Origin of the sequence: Actinosynnema sp. NPDC020468, assembly GCF_040642015.1 — a bacterium.
Classification (GTDB): Bacteria; Actinomycetota; Actinomycetes; order Mycobacteriales; family Pseudonocardiaceae; genus Actinosynnema.
In genome coordinates this window covers 1-15,684 of sequence record NZ_JBFAEO010000087.1, presented here as the reverse complement: position 1 = coordinate 15,684, position 15,684 = coordinate 1, and the positions used below count along the sequence as shown (strand labels likewise).

General features: G+C 73.0%; 14 protein-coding genes. 3 read left to right on the top strand and 11 right to left on the bottom strand.

Annotated features, from left to right (window positions below; genetic code table 11):
• Positions 1-133: 133 nt before the first annotated feature.
• The 11 genes from AB0G50_RS35070 to AB0G50_RS35020 form a co-directional block, all read right to left on the bottom strand.
• Positions 134-1,240 carry a hypothetical protein gene (locus AB0G50_RS35070; protein ID WP_360118128.1) on the bottom strand — a complete coding sequence of 369 codons (1,107 nt, stop codon included), beginning with the start codon at positions 1,238-1,240 and terminating at the stop codon, positions 134-136.
• A gap of 406 nt (positions 1,241-1,646) precedes the next feature.
• Positions 1,647-2,858, bottom strand: a complete 1,212-nt coding sequence (locus AB0G50_RS35065) for a proton-conducting transporter membrane subunit (protein ID WP_360118125.1) — start codon at positions 2,856-2,858, stop codon at positions 1,647-1,649.
• Positions 2,855-5,563 carry a DUF2309 domain-containing protein gene (locus AB0G50_RS35060; RefSeq protein WP_360118122.1) on the bottom strand — a complete coding sequence of 903 codons (2,709 nt, stop codon included), beginning with the start codon at positions 5,561-5,563 and terminating at the stop codon, positions 2,855-2,857. The genes AB0G50_RS35065 and AB0G50_RS35060 overlap by 4 nt, the downstream gene beginning before the upstream one ends.
• On the bottom strand, positions 5,560-7,173 hold the full coding sequence (locus AB0G50_RS35055) for a SulP family inorganic anion transporter (RefSeq protein WP_360118119.1): 1,614 nt from the start codon (positions 7,171-7,173) through the stop codon (positions 5,560-5,562). Before AB0G50_RS35055 ends, AB0G50_RS35060 begins: the two co-directional genes overlap by 4 nt.
• A gap of 79 nt (positions 7,174-7,252) precedes the next feature.
• Positions 7,253-7,546: a hypothetical protein gene (locus tag AB0G50_RS35050; RefSeq protein ID WP_360118116.1), complete on the bottom strand. Its 294-nt coding sequence runs from the start codon at positions 7,544-7,546 to the stop codon at positions 7,253-7,255.
• 480 nt (positions 7,547-8,026) lie between these two features.
• Positions 8,027-9,220, bottom strand: coding sequence for a glycoside hydrolase family 27 protein (locus AB0G50_RS35045; protein WP_360118113.1), 1,194 nt, complete (start codon positions 9,218-9,220; stop codon positions 8,027-8,029).
• A 37-nt stretch (positions 9,221-9,257) separates the two neighbouring features.
• The gene (locus AB0G50_RS35040; RefSeq protein ID WP_360118110.1) at positions 9,258-9,794 is read right to left on the bottom strand and encodes a DUF6346 domain-containing protein; all 537 of its coding nucleotides are present in this window, start codon (positions 9,792-9,794) and stop codon (positions 9,258-9,260) included.
• Positions 9,737-10,804 carry a hypothetical protein gene (locus AB0G50_RS35035; protein ID WP_360118107.1) on the bottom strand — a complete coding sequence of 356 codons (1,068 nt, stop codon included), beginning with the start codon at positions 10,802-10,804 and terminating at the stop codon, positions 9,737-9,739. Before AB0G50_RS35035 ends, AB0G50_RS35040 begins: the two co-directional genes overlap by 58 nt.
• Positions 10,801-11,103, bottom strand: a complete 303-nt coding sequence (locus AB0G50_RS35030; RefSeq protein ID WP_360118104.1) for a hypothetical protein — start codon at positions 11,101-11,103, stop codon at positions 10,801-10,803. The genes AB0G50_RS35035 and AB0G50_RS35030 overlap by 4 nt, the downstream gene beginning before the upstream one ends.
• Complete coding sequence (locus AB0G50_RS35025; protein ID WP_360118101.1) at positions 11,100-11,615, bottom strand: YbaB/EbfC family nucleoid-associated protein; 516 nt, start codon at positions 11,613-11,615, stop codon at positions 11,100-11,102. The genes AB0G50_RS35030 and AB0G50_RS35025 overlap by 4 nt, the downstream gene beginning before the upstream one ends.
• A 91-nt stretch (positions 11,616-11,706) precedes the next feature.
• Positions 11,707-12,123, bottom strand: coding sequence for a MarR family transcriptional regulator (locus AB0G50_RS35020; protein ID WP_360118098.1), 417 nt, complete (start codon positions 12,121-12,123; stop codon positions 11,707-11,709).
• 22 nt (positions 12,124-12,145) lie between these two features.
• Between AB0G50_RS35020 and AB0G50_RS35015 the strand changes: the two genes are divergently transcribed.
• From AB0G50_RS35015 to AB0G50_RS35005, 3 genes are all read left to right on the top strand, one after another.
• Positions 12,146-13,270: an ABC transporter substrate-binding protein gene (locus tag AB0G50_RS35015; protein ID WP_360118095.1), complete on the top strand. Its 1,125-nt coding sequence runs from the start codon at positions 12,146-12,148 to the stop codon at positions 13,268-13,270.
• 80 nt (positions 13,271-13,350) lie between these two features.
• Entirely contained in the window at positions 13,351-14,733 is a 1,383-nt protein-coding gene (locus AB0G50_RS35010; protein ID WP_360118093.1) for an APC family permease, read from the top strand.
• A partial coding sequence (locus AB0G50_RS35005; RefSeq protein ID WP_360118090.1) for an acetamidase/formamidase family protein occupies positions 14,730-15,684 on the top strand: 955 nt, incomplete at its 3' end. The genes AB0G50_RS35010 and AB0G50_RS35005, both read left to right, overlap by 4 nt.

The following is a 15,684-nucleotide window of genomic DNA, read 5'->3' as shown; positions in this document are numbered from 1 at the left end:
GTGCGGGGGGCCCCGCCCGGCGATCCGGCCGGGTCGGCGCACTACACCGCGTTGTCCGGCTTGGAGTGGCCGATGATCGTCCCGCCCGCGCCGTGACCGCCCCACCTCCCGGTGTGGACCGGTCACGGGCGGCTCACCACCCGGTGAAACCGGGCGCGAGCCCGCCGAGCACCAGCACCGACAGCGTCACCGCGACGGCGTAGTTCTCCAGCGGCGTCAGGTCGCGCTCACCGGTCTCCGCGCGGTGCCCGGCGAACAGCCCGAGGAACCCGCGCAGCACCGTCATCCCGTTCACCGCCACGGCCACGACGACCGCCGCCACCACGAACGGCGCCGGGTGGTCGAGCAGCCGGTGCACGTTCGCGAACCCCGGCAGCAGCGGGAAACCGGCCAGCGCCAACCCGAAGCCGAGGTAGGCCACCGCGAGCCGGGGCGTGCGCGCCAGGTCGCCCGCCGGCGTGGTGAGCGACAGCGCGCCGCGCCGGGCGGTCAACGCGCCCACGGTCATCGCCAACCCGGTCGAGGCGAGCACGAGCGCCGGCTGCGCGCCGTCCACGAGCGTCACCCCGCCGACACTGGCGAGCAGGAACGCCAGCGCCCGCGTGCCGTCCGACTGCACCACCGCGAACAGCGCGCCGACGAGCGCCGCCACCGCGCCGACCACCGGTGCCGCCGGCACGCTCGGCACCAGCAGGCCCAGCGGCAGCAGGAACGCCGCCACCACGCCCATCGGCGTGTGCGCCACGAACCGGGGGAACCAGCTGTGCGCCGGCACCACGGCCGCCCGTACCGCGACACCAGCCAGCACCAGCACCCCGCCGACCGGCGGCGACACCACCAGCCCGACACCCACCAGCAGCACACTGGGCACGTGGTAGAGCGCGAACAACCGCCCGTCCCGCGCCGCCGACCACGCCACGACCGCCGTGCCGGCCCAGAGCAGCGCGTCCACGGCGGCGAACCGCGCCACGGTGAACGCGCACGCCAACCCGACCAGCACCAGCGCCCGCGCGAGCACCCGGGGCGGGTGCGACCCGACCGGGCTCAACGCCGCGATCAGCACCCCGGCGAGGCAGAACGTCGTGCACACCAAGGAGTCCGGGAACCCGACCAACGACACGACCGCCGCACCCGAGGCACCCCACACACCCTTGCGCCGCGCGACCCGGGCGTCACCCTCGGCCCCGACCACGACGGCCGCGCCGAGCCACACCAGCACCACGACCGCCGACACGATCACGACGTCACCCCCGGACCGCCGGCGGTGCGGAGGCGCACGGGCACGACGGTGTCGCCACTGGACTGTCGAAGGCACCGAGTCACGCCCGCGTCCACGATCTCGGTGCCACCGCCGGAGTGTCGGTGGCATCGAGCCGTGCCGACACCCACCACCGACCCGATCCGGGCGTCCTGACCGGCTCCACCGGCGGCGCGGGCCACGGCCGCGCGAGGGGCGGTCGTGGACACCGCGCCGGTACCGGTCGGGCGCGACCCGGTCGACACCACCGCGCCGCCGGCACACCCGACCGAGACCGGGCGGGATCGCGACAAGTCCGCGTTCCCCAGCCGTATCCGCGCAGGGCCGGCCCCCACCCGGGCCACCCCAGACGACCCGCCGAGGCGGCCGACCCCGGACCACCTCGGGCTCACCGGGCCACCTCCCAGCGGCGGACCCAGCGCTCGTCGGCCGCCGCGAACCGCCGCACCAGCCGCGCGAAGCGGCCGACCGCGTGGTCCACCACGACCGCGTCCAGGTACCCGCGCTCCAACGCGAACCGGTACAGCCACAGCCGCACCGGCCGGGGTGTCACCCGCGACCACCCGCCGCCCGACCGCGTCACCGGCTCGCCGAGCGCCTGCTCGAGGTGGTGGTGGTCGTGCAGCAGGCTCGGCGACCGCAGCACCTGGGCGCTGCGCACCGCCGCGTGCCCCAGCAGGTGGACCAGCGCGAACACCTCCCACCCGAGCCCGATCTCCACCAGCACCAACCCGATCTGGGTGGACGAGGCGTACGCCAGCGTCGTCTTGATGTCGGTCTGGGTGCGGCCCACCAGGGTCGCGTGCACCGCCGTCACCCCGCCGACCACCGCGATCACCACCGGCAGCGCCGGCGCGCCGGCCCACAGGTCGTGCGTGCGCAGCAACAGGTACGGCCCCAGGCTGACCGAGATCGCGCCGTAGCAGATCGCGCTCGACGGGGTCGGACCCTCCATCGCGCGCGGCAGCCAGCCGCCCAGCGGGAACTGCGCGGCCTTGCCCATCGAGCCCCACAACAGCAGGAGGCCGACGGCGAGCGGCGGGCCGCCGTGGTGCACGACCACGACCGCGCCGACCAGACCCACGTCGCACACCCGGTAGGTGATGAACGCCCGCAGCCCGTGCGCGACCGGTCCGCGCCGCTGGTGGAAGAACGCGATCAGCAGCGCGGAGGCCAACCCGGTCAGCTCCCAGCCGACCACCAGCAGGTCGGGCGTCCCGGCCAGCACCACCAGTTGCACGCCGGCCACGAACAGCGCCAGCAGCACGTGGAACCGCCGGAACCCCGGGTCGCGGTGCAGGTAGCGCCGGGAGAACGCGCCGATCAACGCGCCCAGCAGCGCCGCGAGCACCCCCACCGGGACCGAGAGCCAGTCCGCCCGCAGCACCAGCGGGAACCCGTGGAACCAGGTGCCGACGACCACCTCGACCGGCCCGGACCGGACGGTCGTCGCGAGCAGTGCCGCCGACACCCCGGCCGACGCCACGACCAGCGCCGACACCACCCGCTCGGTCAGCGGCACGCCCAGCCAGGACGCCGCGCCGAGCAGCAGGAACACCCCGAAGGGCACCGCCGCGGCGGCCACCAGGATCCCGTTCACGAGACCGGCACCGGCACGTCGACGCGCGTCAGCACGTGCGCGCACCCGAGGTGGTCGCGCGAACCGGCGTAGACCTCCGCCGACCGGGCCACCACCGGGAACGCGGTGCGCTCGGGCACGTGCGGCCGGAACGCGCCCCGCGCGTACACGTGCATGGCGTCCCGGTCCCACGCGACGAGCTGGATCCACCCGCCCGACACCAGCCGGTCCAGGTTCGGGTGCGCGGCCAGGATCGCGGCCAACCGCTCGGGCGCGGCCTCCACGACCAGCAGCAGCCGCACGGGCTCGTGGATCTCGACCATCTGCCACGGCAACCCGGTGCGCAGGTCGGACGCGTGCCCGTCCATCACCCCGATCAGCCCGGTGATGTTGTGCGGCAGCTTGGTGCCGCAGCCGTACCCCGCCGGGTCCACGAAGCTGAAGTAGTACTCCAGGTTGATCCCCGCGCACACCGGCCCGACGGCCAGCAGCAACGACGTCAGCAGCGCGTCGTCGGTGTCGCAGTCCGGGTCGTAGGACGCGAGGAACGCCCTGCGGTCCAGGAACAGTCCGCGGGTGCGCCGCCGCCGTCCGACCACGCACACCGCGTTGGTGGCGTGCCCGTACTCGGGACGCGGCTGGCCGAGGTCGACCGCGTGGGTTTCCGCGTGCGCCAACGCGTCCGCGAGCGCGAGGTCCGGCGGTGCCGACTCGAACCGCCGGCACCGCTCGTGCGCGGCGAGCACGCAGGCCTGGGCGAGCGCGTTCTCGGCCCGCCGCAAGGGTTCCGCGTGCCCGGCGGGCACCAGGTCCTCGTCGTAGTAGGTCATCGTGTCGTCGCACGTGTTGTGGTAGCCGCCGACGAACCAGGTGCCCTCGGGGATCACCAGCCCGCGCTCGGCGAGCTCGGCACGGACCGCCGGGTCGTTGGCCATCGCGGCGAACGCCCGCGCGTTCGGGCCGCCGCGCCCGCCACCGGTCGCGCCGCAGTCGTGCGCCGACTCGTGCGGGTTGTTCAGGCTGGACGACCCGTGCCCGACGATCAGCACGACCGGCGCCAGGCCGCGGCTCAACCCGGTGGTGCGCAACACGGTCGACACGATGTCGGCCATCTCGGCGACCGAGAACTCCATGACGAGCCGGGTCGGGGGAGCCTCGGCGTGCGACCGGTGCTCCCACCGGTGCGCGGCGCGCGGGAACAGGCAGCGACCCACCAGCGAGGCCAACCCGGCCGCGCCCAGCGCCACGCTGAACACGCCGCCGCGGGCCAACGTCCGGCTGCCGGTCGACACCGCCCGGGTCCACCGCGCCCGCGCCGACCGCCGCGTCCGCCCGGGGTGCAGCGGCTGCTCGACCACCGCGTGCCTCGGCGTCACCACGACCGGGCACAGCGGGCGCGACCGCACGTCGTCCACGCCCCGGTAGTTCATCGCGACGCCGAAGAACCCGGCGAACCCGAACGTCTCGACCGACGGGCAGCACTCCTCCAGGTGCCGGCGCAGCGACTCCTCCCGCTCGTCCAGGCAGAACACCGCCTGGAACCGCGGCACGCCCGGGTCCGCCGACAGCGCCTGGTGCGCGGCGAGCCCGTCGAGCACGCCGACCCGGTGCCGGCGCTCGTAGGCCAGGTGCAGCAGCCGACGCCGCTCCACCTCGTCGCACCGCGTGCACGCGGCCAGCCACGCGGCCGCCTGCCCGGTGTCGGTCAGCGGCACGTCCATCAGGCGGGCCAGCACGAACGCCTCGTACACCGGTTCCAGCTCCGGCCGGGCAGGCACGTCGGCGACGGGCTCGGCGGTCGCCCGCACGTGCCGCGCGGCGAACACGTCCAGGGTCAGCTGCACGGCCAGGTAGTCGGCCAGCCTGGCGGGCCTGGCCTCGACGGGCGCGCGGTCGGGCCGGTGCTCGAACTGCCGCACCATGCCCGCCCACCCGCGCAGGGACAGCAGCGTCGCGGTGACGACCTCCGACCAGTCCTCCCGGGCCACGCCCAGTTCACGCAGCGCCCAGTGGATCGTGCGCTCGGCCGTCCACCCGTCCTGACCGCGCAGGCACCCCGGGAGTCCGCGCAGGAACGGGTCCGGCGGACCGCCCGCCCGACCGTAGAGCGCGCGGAACGCGGCGAGCAGCCCGTCCTCGCGCACCGGCATCGCCCAGTACGCCACGCCCTGGTCGAGGAACGCGGCGGTGAACCGGATCAGCAACGGGTGCGCCAGGTGGTCCGGGTCGACGCCGGTCGCGGCGAGGACCCGGTCCCGTGGTCGGGCGGACACCGCCTGCGGCTCGGGCGCCGGACCGACCGCGCGCAGCAGGTCCCAGCGCGGGTCCACGGCGTCCACCGCGTCGGTTTCGGCCAGCAGCCAGTGCAGCGCCGGGCCCCGCGGCACCTCGACGTGGTGGCGCAGCCGGAGTTCGTGGAACCGGCGGGGAGTGGGTCCGCCCGGCACGATCTGCCCGCCGTCGTCGACGACCTCGTCCGCGACCACCGCGTCCAGGTCGCCCGGCGTGATCCGGCCCGAGCGCAGGTGCCGGTGGAACTCGGCCTCGCTCAGGTACGGCTCGGTGCCGAACACGGCGGCGGCCTCGGTCACCGCGTCGCCGAAGGGCAGGTGCTCGAACGCGTGCAGCGTGTTGTGGTGCACGAACGCTTGGAGCGGTCCCTGCTCGGGCAGCAGGGCCGCGGCGCGGTCCACCAGGTCGGTGACGCTGCGGTCGGCGACGGTCATCGCGACCGCCGGCGACGGGTGGCGTGCGGGTGCGCCGACGCGGCCTCGAACTCGTCCAGACCCTCGACGGTGAGCGTGGCGTGGGGGAGTTCCCGGGCCAGTTCGTCCAGTCGGGACAGGAAGGTGTGGTCCACGAAGGACGCCTCGCGCACGTCGACCACGACCTCGGTGACGTCCGCGCCGTGCCGGGCGAGCAGCCGCCGCAACGGCAGCAGCGCCGGGAAGATCGCGGCCTTGGGCACCCGGATCCGCAGCACGCCGTCGGTCACGGTCGCCTGGGGCCGCGGCACGAACGCGGGCAGCGGCACGCCGCGCGCGACGTGCAGCACCAGCTTGAGCACGAGACCCGCGGCCACGCCCATCAGCAGGTCGGTGGCCAGGGTGACCAGCAGCGTGGTGAGGAACAGCGCCAACTGGTCGACGCCGATTTGCCCGACGTGCCGGAACTCGCGCGGCGAGGCGAGCCGGAAACCGGTGTACACCAGCATCGCGGCCAGCGCGGCGAGCGGGATCGTCTGCACCACACCGGGGATCAGCGCGACGAACAGCAGCAGGATCGCGCCGTGGCACACGTTCGACCACCGGCTCTTCGCGCCGGAGTCGAGGTTGGCCTTGCTGCGCACGATCTCGGAGATCATCGGCAGGCCGCCGATCAACGCCGAGGTCAGGTTGCCGACACCGACCGCGAGCAGGTCGCGGTTGACGTCCGAGGTGCGCCGCGCCGGGTCCAGCGAGTCGACCGCGAGGACGGTCAGCGTCGACTCGATGGTGCCGATCAGCGCGAACATCACCACGTACTGGATCGACGTCGCGCCGAACACCTCGGAGAAGTCCGGGAAGGTGACCGCGTCCAGCAGCGAACCGGGCAGTCGGACCAGGTACTCCGGGCCGAGGTGGTGCGAGCCGAGGAACGTGTAGTCGTGCGGCCGGTCCAGGTGCAGCCACAGCCCGATCGGGATGGCGACCGCGAGCACGATCAACGGCGCCGGCACGACCTTGCTCCAGCGGGCGCGCACCAGCGGCAGGCAGAACAGCAGCACCAGCGAGATCGCGCCCACCAGCAGGATGTAGGGGTTCGCGTGCGAGGCGCTGCGCGGTATCTCGGCCAGCAGCCCGAACGGCGTCTCGGCCTTGGGCTTCACGCCGAGCACCACGTGCGCCTGCTTGGCGATGATGATCACGCCGATCGCGGCGAGCATGCCGTGCACGACGGACGGCGACATGGCCACGCCGATGCCGGCCGCGCGCAGCAGGCCGAACACCACCTGGACGAGCGCCGCGACCACGCCGACGGCGAGCGCCTTCCGGTAACCGGCAACGAGGTCGCCCTGGCCGAGGTCGTGCACCGCGCCGACGGCGATCACGATCAGGCCGGCGGCGGGCCCCTTGATAGTCAGCGGGGCGCCGCCGAGCAGGCCGCCGAGGATGCCGCCCACGATGGCCGTGAGCACGCCCGCGATGGGCGGGAATCCGCTGGCCACCGCGATGCCCAGACAGAGCGGAAGTGCGATCAGCGCGACCAGGAAACCGGACTTCAGGTCTGATTTCGGGAAGTACCGGGTCGGCGCCGCAGGGGGTCTGCCGGTGGTGCGATCGGGTCGGGCGTGCATCGGATTGTCCTTTTTGTGGGCGCGTCAGGGACACCGCGGTCGTAATAGGACGGCGGTGCGGCAGGGGCTCGCGAAGAATTCAGCGCCTGCCCGGAGGCCCGCGGGCGACCCGGGTGTCGACGCGGACGGCGGTCGTTCCCGCGGACGGGGCGACGGCCGGGCGGACGGTGGTCCGCAGCAGCGCGACGGCCGGTTCGTCGGACGTGACGTCGTCCGCCCTGCCGACTTCGCAGTCGGCGAAAGCGCAGGTCAACGCCTTGACGAGAGGTTGCTGCCGGGTCGCCTCGTGGTGGGCGGTCGGCTCGACGGCCGAGAAGCCGACGACGACGGAGATCTCGATGAGCGCCGCGACGAGCAGGCGTAGAACGCGCACGAAACCTCCCCCTGGCGAAGCCGGTGATTGTCGAGAGGCGGTCGTGGATTTACGACCTTGACCGCAATCCGCTCAAGTCGCTCGATCATCGGGGACGCGTGGAAGTGCCGTCAAGGTCCGGTAGTCGCCATTTGACGGAGAGTAACCTCAATTACTGCGAGAGGCGTAAGCGGCCGCAAGTTAATTGTTATGCGAATTATCCGCCGCCGGTCGGCCCGCGTGCCCGACGCCGATCGGCCTGGTCACGACCCGGTCCAGGTCGGGGCCCCGCGCCGCGCTTCGGTGAACCGAAAAACTGTTCCGCCCGCTTCGGGTGGGAAATTCACCGCGCCGCGCGACGGCGTGTTCCAGCTCACCCCGGCCGTTCCGAGCCGCCGCCGGTCCCGTTTTCCGCGTTGATCCGGAAGGACTTCGGGCAACCGGTCGAACGGCGCAACCCGAGTGCGCCATCGCCCTTTCCCGACTGGTCCGCCCACGCGGTCACCGGCGCGCGGACACCCGGTAGAGCACCGCGGCGTGCGGCCGCACCGTCACGGCGACCGGACCCTCCGCGCCGGACACGACGCCGGACCACAGATCGCGCAGGGTCAGCCCGCCCCCGCCGGGGAAACCGAACTCGGCCGCGGTCACCGAGGTGGTCGCCGTCGAGGCGCCCCGGTTCAGCACCGCCACGGCCCGGTCCCCTCCGGACAGTGGCTTCACCCAGACCTGCACGTCGCCGCCGTCGCGCACCCGGTACCCCTGCGACCCCGCCCAGTCCTGGTCGACCGCGACGACGTCCCGGTTCGTCAGCACCCGCCGGGTGTCCTCGCTCATCGCGTCCAGCCGGTTGCCCGCGAGCAGCGGCGCGGACAGCACCGCCCACAGGCTGAAGTGCGCCCGGCTCTCGTCCGGCGTCAACGCCCCGTTCCCGACCTCCAGCATGTCCGGGTCGTTCCACGCGCCGGGCCGCGCCCAGACCTCCAACCCGACCTGCCGGTCCACGATGCCGGTGACGCTGTCCCACGTCGGCGCGATGTCACCGGTGGTCCGCCACGAGTTCGCCACCGACGGCCGCCACGAGTCGACGGGCAGCTGCGGCTGCCGGTGGATCGAGTACACGACCGCCCGCCCGGTGTCGTCCAACGCGTCCCGCATGAGCGTGAACCCGGCCCGCGGCTCGACCCCGTCCACCTCGGCCCGGCACCAGTCGTACTTGAGGTAGTCCACCCCCCACGCCGCGAACACCGCCGCGTCCTGCCGCTCGTGGCCGAGGCTGCCGAGCGCGCCGGGGTACAGGCCGGCGAGGTTCGCGCACGTCCGCGTGCCGGGCGTGGCGTAGATCCCGAACCTCAACCCCTTGCCGTGCACGTAGTCCGCCAACGCCTTCATCCCGTCGGGGAACCGCGCGGGATCGGCCCGCAGGTTCCCCCACACGTCCCGCGTGGTGGCCTGCCAGCAGTCGTCCACGTTGACGTACTCGTACCCGACGTCGCGCAACCCGGCCGCCACGATCGCGTCCGCCGCGGCCCGGATCTTCTGCTGGTCGATGTCGCACCCGTAGGCGTTCCAGCTGTTCCACCCCATCGGCGGCGTCCGCGCCGACCCGGTGGGAGCGGACACCACCGGGTCGACCGCGGCCACCCCGACGAGCAGGCAGCACACCGCCAGCACCACGCCTCGAACGGTCGTCACGTGATCCAGTCAACGCCCCGAACGCCCGGCGCGCGATCTAGTCGGCACCCTCCGGCCGCCGGTACCGGATCGGCATCCGCCGCCTCCTGCGCCCCTCGGGCATCACGGGGCCGGCGATCCGGATGAACACCAGCAGCCACAGCACCCCGAAGGCCATCAGGCAGACCATGCCGAGACCCGGCGACGACCGCTCGGGCTGCACCCGGGAACGCCGGTCAACGCCGACCGCCCAGGTCGTCCGACCGATGTCGGCGGGCTCCAGGAACGAGACGTCGGCGGTCAGGGTGCGCCGGTCGGCGGTCCGGGTCACCGTCACGTCGCACCGGTGCCAGTAGCCGAAACCCTTGTAGGTCACGGGTCCGCGCTCCTGACAGGCCGTGGCGACCGCCGTGTAGCCGGCTTTGGCGAGGTCGCCGGTCTCGACGCGGTCGTAGAAGTGGAAGAAGATCGTCGCCCCGATCAGGTACCCGAGCGCGGGCACGACCAGGAACGCGAAGACGCGGTGCAGCCGCCTCCTCAGCCGCCGGCCTCCTCCCTCTTCCGGGTTTCCTCCTCCTTCTTCAACTCCCGCCACGACTTCCACCCCCCGTTGTCCACGACCTTGGAGCCCTCTTTCGCGAACTCGGTGCCCATCTTGGGCAGGACCTCCTTCGGCAAACCGGTGACACCGTCGACCACGACCTTGCGGGCCTCGGTGTACGCGTCCTTCGCCATCTTCCCGAGGGAGAAGTCCGCCATGTGGCGCGCGATGTCCGCGTCCGCGCCCCGCTTGAGCACGGTCACCAGGTTGTCGCCGCCCTTGGCGAGCGCGGTCTTGGCGTTGGTCAGGATCCGGTCCAGCTTGCCGACCAGCGTCTGCGCCTTGGAGAACGCCTTGGTGAGCTTGCGGCACCACTCGACGGCCTTGTCCGCGTACCTGATCGCGGTCGGCACGCACTCGGCGATCGCGCCCGCGACACCCGCGCCGAACGCCGCCACGGCCGGGAGCCATCGCAGGCAGATGCTCACCAGCTTGCCGATCGCCTCGGAGATCAGGTCCCGGACGATGTCGCGGACGACCTTGAGGATGGTCTTGCAGATCGTGATCAGCAACGACATCCCGCGCGCGGCCTCGCCCACCGCGCCGTAGGTGTCCGCCCGGTCGACACCGAAGACGCGGTACTTCGCGGTGTCCGCGCCCTCCCAGTTCGCCGTGTCGCCGCTCACCGCGTCCTTGAGGGCGGTCGAGGTCTCGTCGAGGTAACTCGACACCGACTGCCAGGTCTGCGCCATGCCGTCGAGCGTCTGCTGATCACCGGTCAGCCAGTCCAGCGGCTCGCGGAGGAAGTCCACGTGCTCCATCAGCCAGCCGAACCCGGCACTGGCGAGCCCGGCCAGCGGGTCGACCAGGAAGTCGGCGATCCCACCCACCGCGCCGGCCACGTTGAGCAGGCCCTCGGCCCAGTCGCCGTCCGCGAGCTTGGTGACGGCCTCGGTCGCGTCGTGGAACAGGCCGGCGCCCTCGGTGTCCGGGGTGGGCTCACCCTCGCGAACCAGGATGTTCTGCTGCGGCGCGGGTGCCGGGCCGACGGAAGGGGTGCTCATTCGGTGTACATCCCGTCGAACATGGTGGTGTTGGCTTCCTCGTTGGTCCGCACGTCCTCGCGCCAGTCGTGCACCCGCTCGAGGTGGTCGGACGCCGCGTCGACGGCGTCGTTCAGGGTGTCCACCGCGCTGTGCTCGGCCGCCGCGCAGATCGCCATCAGCGGGATGCCCAGCAGGCCGAAGGCCTCCGGGTGGGACGACGCCTGGCCCGCGCCCGCGGCCGTGTTCACGCGGTGCGCGATGTCGTCCAGCTTCTTCGCGTGGGCGTCCATCTCGGTCAGGTCGATGCGGTAGGTCATCGCAGGAAACCTCCGCCGAAGTCGTCGTCCTCCTCGGCCGGGCGTTGCGGCCGAGGCGGGGGAGGAGGCGGCCTGCGGAACGGTGGGGGAGGAGGCGGCACGTCCTCCTCGATCCGGCCGATGCCGGACGACGGGGTGCCCCACCCCGCGGCCTGCGGCACGTCCGGGTGCGCGCTGCGCAGCCGGTCCACCAGGAAGCGCATCGCCTCGGAGTCCGCGCCCAGCGACGGCGCCATCGCCTCCTGCACGGCGCCCGCCAGCCTGGTCTGCGCGGCCTGCACCACCCGCAGGACCTCCTGGCCGACGGTCGCGCCGTCCTTGCGCTGCAAGGAGTTGCCCAGGTCCAGGCCCACCAGGTTGCCCGCGTCGTTCACCGTCACGGTGATCTGCCCGTCGGGACTGCGCTCGGTGACGCGCAGGTTCGCCAGCCCCTCGCGGATCGCGTCGCTCTTGCGCCGCGCCTCCGCCAGCTTGCCTTCGTACTCGTTCAGGATCCGGTCAGGATCGGTCATCGTTCCCCCACGCCGTGCTCACTCGACGGCAGCGGACCGTAGCGGACCCAACCGGGGCGTCGGAGCCGTTTCGGGGGATTGGTGAGCGGGCTTACCCGAGATCGCGGAGCAGGTCGGCCAACGCCGTCACGCCGTCCGCGCCCACCCGCTCGGCCACCGTGCGCTCGTGCGCGACGGCCAGCGCCTCCAGCCGCGCGAGCTTCACCCGGCCCAGGTCGGACACGTGCACCGAGACCTTGCGGCGGTCCTCCTCGGACTGGGTCCGGTACAGCAGCGCCGAGTCGACCAACCCGTCCACGAGCCTGGTCAACGTCGCGTGCGGGATCTCCACGGCCACCGCGAGCGAACCCATGGCCCGTTCCTCGGCGGCGAGGGCGCGCAGCACGCGCCACTGGTCGACCGTGACGCCCTCCTCCTCCAGCACGCCGCCCAGGTCGCGGACGAGGGCCCGCTGGGCACGGGTCAGCAGGTCGACCAGGTCGGCGCGGGCGAGCCGCTGATCAGCCATGACATGCCTTCCGCCGGTGGTCGTGGACGCGAGCATACTGTCCGGCATGGACTCGTCGGCGGTCGTGCGCGCGGTCGTGCGCGACCGGCTCGAGGTGGTGGTCGCCGGACCGGACCCGACGGCGCTGCGGATCGGCCTGCTGCTGCCGCTGTCCGGCGCGCTCGGGCTGACCGGGCCGTCGGGCCTGCTCGCCGCCGCCCTCGCGGCCACCGAGGTGAACGCGCGCGGCGCCGCCCGCCGGGTCGAGCTGGTCCTGCTGGACGCCGGCCGCGCGCCCCGCGAGGTCGCCGCCGAGGCCCGAGGTCTGGTCGGGCTGGTCGACGCGTTCGTCGGGTTCCACACCAGCGACGTGCACCGGGCGTTGGAGCAGGCGCTCGGCGACCGGGTGCCGTACGTGTTCACCCCGCCGCACGAGGGCGGCACGCGGCTGCCCGGCGTGGTGCTGCTCGGCGACGCGCCGGCACGTCAGCTCGCGCCCGCCGTCCGCTGGCTGGTCGCGCACCGCAGGCTGCGCCGCTGGGCGCTGGTGGGCAGCGACTACATCTGGCCGCGCGCCGTGCACCGGGCCGTGGCGCGCATCGTCCGCGACCTGGGCGCGGAGGTGGTGGCCGAGCGGCTGGTGCCGTTCCCCGGGCCGGGCATCGACGCGGAGGAGATCGTGGACGGGTTGGGCCGGGTGGGCGCGGACGCGGTCCTGCTCAGCCTCGTCGGCCGCGACCTGGCGCTGTTCAACCGGGTGTTCGCGGCCTCGCCGCGGGCCGCGCGGGTGGTCCGGCTGTCCGGTTCGCTGGAGGAGAACGGCCTGCTCGCGGCGGGTGGCGACGACACGGGGGAGCTGTACGCGGCGATGCGGTCGTTCGTCGGGCAGGGCGACGAACGCCGGGTCGCGCTGGCCGAGCGGCACCGGGCGCTGTTCGGCGGCCGGGCGCCGGTGCTCGACGCCTACGCCGAGGGCTGCTACGACGGCGTCCACCTGGTCGCCGCGCTCGCCAGGTCGGGCGCGCTCAGCGCGGCGGACGCGCAGCAGGGTGCCGCCCGGCTGCTGCACGGCGGTCTCGACGCGTGGGGCCCGCCCGGTCCGCCGCGTCCCGGCGGCTACCTGGCCAGGGCGGACGGGCTCGACCTGACCGTCATCACCCCGTTGTAAAGATCCTCCCGGGTGAAACCTTTCCAAATGGAAGGAGCGTGTCTAGAGTTCGCCGGACCAGTGCGTGGCAGGAGGTCGGAATGAGCCAAGAAGGGCTCGAGAAGTACGGCTACACCCAGGAACTGCGCAGGTCACTCGGCTTCAAGGACCTGCTCGTCTACGGGTTGATCTTCATGGTGCCCATCGCGCCGTTCGGCATCTTCGGCAGCGTGTTCCAGGGCTCCGGCGGCATGATCGCGCTGGCCTACGCCATCGGCATGCTCGCCATGCTGTTCACCGCGGGCTCCTACGCGCAGATGTCGAAGGCGTTCCCGATCGCGGGCTCCGTCTACACCTACGCGGGCCGCGGCATCGGCCGCCCGGTCGGGTTCCTGGCCGGCTGGATGATCCTGCTCGACTACGTGCTGGTGCCGAGCCTGCTCTACCTGATCGCGGGCGTGGCGATGAACTCGCTGGTGCCGGCGATCCCGGTGTGGGGCTGGCTGGTGGCGTTCGTGCTGCTCAACACCGCCGTGAACTACCTGGGCATCGAGATGACCGCCAAGGTCAACCGGTTCATGCTCGTCGCGCAGCTGGTGATCCTCGCGATCTTCCTGGTGATCGGCGTGGTCGCGCTCGCCCAGGGCAAGGGCCGCGGGTTCAGCTTCGATCCGATCTTCAACAACGCCACCTTCTCCTGGCCGCTGGTGTTCGGCGCGGTGTCCATCGCGGTGCTGAGCTTCCTCGGGTTCGACGGCATCTCCACCCTGGCGGAGGAGAACCGCGACTCGGCCAAGGCGATCGGCCGGTCCATGGTCGCCGCGCTGCTGACCACCGGCGTGCTGTTCATCGTGCAGACGTGGGTCGCCGCGCTGCTCGTGCCCGACCCGGACGCCCTGATCGCGAACGGCGACGCCGGCGGCACCGCGTTCTACGACGCGGCCCGGGTCGCCGGTGGCGGCTGGCTGGCCGTGCTCACCGCCGCCGCGACCGCCGTGTCCTGGGGTTTCGCCAACTCGCTCGTCGCGCAGGCGGCGACCTCGCGGCTGCTGTTCGCGATGGCGCGGGACCGGCAACTGCCCAGGTTCCTGGCCAAGGTGCACCCGACCCGCCGGATCCCGGTCAACGCCACCCTCGTGGTCGCGGTCGTGTCGCTCGCGCTCGGCCTGTACATGCAGTCCCGCGAGGACGGCATCACGCTGCTCAGCTCGCTGGTCAACTTCGGCGCCATGACGGCGTTCCTGGTGCTGCACGTGTCGGTCGTCGTGCACTACGTGATCCGCAGCCGCAGCCGGAACTGGTGGAAGCACCTGATCGCGCCCGCCATCGGGTTCGCGATCCTGGCCTACGTGGTGATCAACGCGAAGGTCGCCGCCCAGACGACCGGTTTCGTGTGGCTGGGCATCGGCGTGGTCGTGCTGGCCGGGCTGCTGCTGACGGGCCGCCGGCCGGAGCTCGCCGGCATCAGCGAGGAGGAGAAGTGAGCATCGAGGTCGTGCGGCTCGAGTCCGAGCCGGGTTTCGCGTTCGGCGGTCGGGAGGCGGCGCTCACCGTCCCGCCGGGCACCGTGGTCGAACTGTCCACGGAGGACTGTTTCGGCGGCGCGGTGCGCGGCGTGGACGACCTGCCGAGCCGGGTCTGCACGTTCCCGTACCTGAACCCGGTGACCGGGCCGATCGCGGTCGAGGGCGCCGAACCGGGCGACGCGGTGGCGGTGCACTTCGTGGACATCCGCCCGACCCGCGACTGGGCCGTGTCCACCACGTTCCCGCACTTCGGCGCGCTGACCGCGACCCACACCACGGCGATGCTGCACGACGCGCTCCCCGAACGCGTGTGGCTCTACGACGTCGACGTGGCCCGCGGCGTCTGCCGCTTCCGCGCCCGGTCGAGCGACTTCGAGGTCGAGCTGCCGCTGGACCCGATGCACGGCACGGTCGGCGTCGCGCCCGCCGCCGGCGAGGTGATCATGAGCATCACCCCGGGCGCGCACGGCGGCAACATGGACACCCCGGAGATGCGCGCCGGCACCACGGCGTACTTCGGCGTGAACGTCCCCGGCGGCCTGATCTCGATCGGCGACGGCCACTGCCGCCAGGGCGAGGGCGAGGTCTGCGGCACGGCCGTGGAAGCCGCCATGTCCACCGTGGTCGTGGTCGACCTGATCAAGGGCGCCGCGCCGGCGTGGCCCCGGCTGGAGAACGACGCGTACCTGATGTCCACCGGCACCGCCCGCCCCCTGGAGGACGCGTACCGGATCAGCCAGCACGACGTGATCGGCTGGACCGCGGACCTCCTCGACCTGGACCCGCTGGACGCCTACCAGCTGGTCAGCCAGGCGGGTCTGGCCCCGGCGGGCAACGTCGTGGACACCAACTACACGATGCTGGCCAAGATCCCGAAGACGATCCTGGGCGTGGAGGCCTACGACGGCC

Bases quoted from the DNA above. Each gene is read 5' to 3' on its own strand.
- AB0G50_RS35060 (WP_360118122.1), bottom strand. From the start codon at position 5,563: ATGACCGTCGCCGACCGCAGCGTCACCGACCTGGTGGACCGCGCCGCG.
- AB0G50_RS35055 (WP_360118119.1), bottom strand. From the start codon at position 7,173: ATGCACGCCCGACCCGATCGCACCACCGGCAGACCCCCTGCGGCGCCG.
- AB0G50_RS35035 (WP_360118107.1), bottom strand. From the start codon at position 10,804: ATGAGCACCCCTTCCGTCGGCCCGGCACCCGCGCCGCAGCAGAACATC.
- AB0G50_RS35030 (WP_360118104.1), bottom strand. From the start codon at position 11,103: ATGACCTACCGCATCGACCTGACCGAGATGGACGCCCACGCGAAGAAG.
- AB0G50_RS35025 (WP_360118101.1), bottom strand. From the start codon at position 11,615: ATGACCGATCCTGACCGGATCCTGAACGAGTACGAAGGCAAGCTGGCG.
- AB0G50_RS35020 (WP_360118098.1), bottom strand. From the start codon at position 12,123: ATGGCTGATCAGCGGCTCGCCCGCGCCGACCTGGTCGACCTGCTGACC.
- AB0G50_RS35010 (WP_360118093.1), top strand. From the start codon at position 13,351: ATGAGCCAAGAAGGGCTCGAGAAGTACGGCTACACCCAGGAACTGCGC.